3 protein-coding genes are annotated in these 2,074 nt (G+C 35.9%); all 3 read left to right on the top strand.

Annotated elements, in window-relative coordinates:
• Positions 1-26 precede the first annotated feature (26 nt).
• Positions 27-251, top strand: coding sequence for a gpW family head-tail joining protein (locus ACIPNH_RS04700; RefSeq protein ID WP_007549008.1), 225 nt, complete (start codon positions 27-29; stop codon positions 249-251).
• A complete protein-coding gene (locus tag ACIPNH_RS04695; protein ID WP_007549006.1) occupies positions 251-1,309 on the top strand; it encodes a PDDEXK nuclease domain-containing protein in 1,059 nt (352 codons plus the stop codon). Before ACIPNH_RS04700 ends, ACIPNH_RS04695 begins: the two co-directional genes overlap by 1 nt.
• Positions 1,309-2,074: phage portal protein (locus ACIPNH_RS04690; protein WP_400771981.1), on the top strand; the 766-nt coding region annotated here is incomplete at its 3' end. The genes ACIPNH_RS04695 and ACIPNH_RS04690, both read left to right, overlap by 1 nt.

Here is a 2,074-nt window from a genome sequence, read left to right as displayed (position 1 = left end):
AAGCAAATGGTTGAATGAGAAGTAAGATGTACAACGAAGAGTATTTAATTCAAGTCGAAGAAGCGATAAAAAAGCTGCAAAGCGGAGAGCGAGTAGTATCAATTGCTTATGGTGACCATGTGGTGAGATATGCTGAAGTTCAAATAAATGATTTATTGAATTTAAGACAACGAATTAAGGCTGAGTTAAAAGTTGCAGGTATGAAGCCAAAGAGGAAAATTGTTTTTTCAACGAGTAAAGGGATCATATAATGATAAAAATCGTTGAAAGGAATTTTATGACAAAAGTTATAGCAAAAGAATATACAGAATTTTTAGAGCAGCTGAAAGAGCAGATTGCTACTAGTCGTTATAAAGCAGCATTAGCAGTAAATAGCAAGCTTATTGTGCTTTATCACCATATTGGCACAGAGATCTTAAAGCGGCAAAAAGAACATGGTTGGGGTGCTAAAATTATTGATCAACTCAGTCGTGATTTAAGAGATGCTTTTCCTGATATGAAGGGGTTTAGCATTCAGAATCTAAAATATATGAGAAGGTTTGCGGAAGAATATAGCGAAAATGAAATTGGTCAACAAGCTGTTGACCAATTACCTTGGGGACACAATATTGTAATAATGTACGAAGTTAAAAATAAAGAAGAAAGATTTTGGTATATTAAAAAATCATGTGAACACGGCTGGTCTCGCAATATCTTGTCTATGCAAATAGAGACAAATTTGTATAAACGTGAAGGTAAAGCAATAACAAACTTTAGGAATAATCTTATATCACCTCAATCAGATTTAGCACAGCAAACACTCAAAAATCCTTATGTATTTGATTTTTTAAGCCTTGGTAAAAAAGCGCATGAAAGGGAGATAGAAAAAGCTCTTGTAGCTCACATAGAACGTTTTCTTTTAGAGCTTGGTGAAGGGTTTGCATTTTTAGGAAGGCAGTACCATTTACGGGTTGGAGACAGAGATTTCTATTTAGATTTGGTTTTTTACCATATTAAGCTCCGTTGCTATGTTGTAATTGAGTTAAAGGCCGGTAAATTTAGGCCAGAATATACTGGGAAGATGAATTTTTACCTTTCAGCAGTTGATGATTTATTAAGACAGCCAGGTGATAATCAATCAATTGGTCTTATCCTATACCGCTCTAAAGTTGGTGTTATAGCCGAGTACGCATTACGTGACATAAATAAGCCGATAGGCCTTGCGGAATATAGGATAACCGAGAATCTACCAGAGAATATAAAGACAGCTTTACCAACGATAGAGGAATTAGAAGCTGAGTTATCTAAAGTTTCAGATCAGGAAAAGTGATGCTACTTAAGTCATTCAAACAACTATTTAACAAGCCAAAAATCAAAAGCTCAGCATGGGATGCAGCAGGCTCAGGAAGAAGATTTTTACACTTTCAACCAGAGTTAGGAAGTATAAACAATTTGCTGTCTCAAAGCCTTGAAACTTTACGTAGCCGCTCTCGTGATATGGTAAGAAAAAATCCATATGCAGCAAATATCATTGATACAATAGTAAGTAACTCTATTGGAACAGGAATAAAACCGCAATCAAAAGCAAGAGATGGAGAATTTCGAAAGAAAGTACAAGAATTATGGCTGAAATGGACAGATGAAGCAGACAGTAATGGGATAAGTGATTTTTACGGATTACAAGCTCTAGTATGCAGAAGTATGATAGAGGGAGGAGAATGTTTTGTACGTTTAAGAACGAGAAAGATGGAGGGATATGTACCATTACAACTGCAAGTACTGGAATCAGAGCATTTAGATAGTAAAAGTAATCAAAAACTAGCCAATGGTAATGTAATAAGAAACGGCATTGAGTTCAATAGACTTGGGCAAAGAGAGGCATATTACTTATTTAGAGAACATCCAGGCGAAGGCTCATTTGGAGAATCAGTGAGAGTACCAGCAAACGATGTTTTACATATTTATAGACCACTAAGACCTGGGCAAATTAGAGGGGAGCCTTGGCTTTCTAATATACTGCTGAAGCTTTATGAGCTTGATCAATATGATGATGCAGAGCTGGTGAGAAAGAAAACTGCAGCAATGTTTGCTGGAT

It is taken from the genome of Wolbachia endosymbiont of Drosophila barbarae, from assembly GCF_044752445.1.
GTDB lineage: Bacteria > Pseudomonadota > Alphaproteobacteria > Rickettsiales > Anaplasmataceae > Wolbachia > Wolbachia pipientis.
This window is presented reverse-complemented; position numbering and strand designations above follow the sequence as displayed.

Bases quoted from the DNA above. Each gene is read 5' to 3' on its own strand.
- ACIPNH_RS04695 (WP_007549006.1), top strand. From the start codon at position 251: ATGATAAAAATCGTTGAAAGGAATTTTATGACAAAAGTTATAGCAAAA.
- ACIPNH_RS04700 (WP_007549008.1), top strand. From the start codon at position 27: ATGTACAACGAAGAGTATTTAATTCAAGTCGAAGAAGCGATAAAAAAG.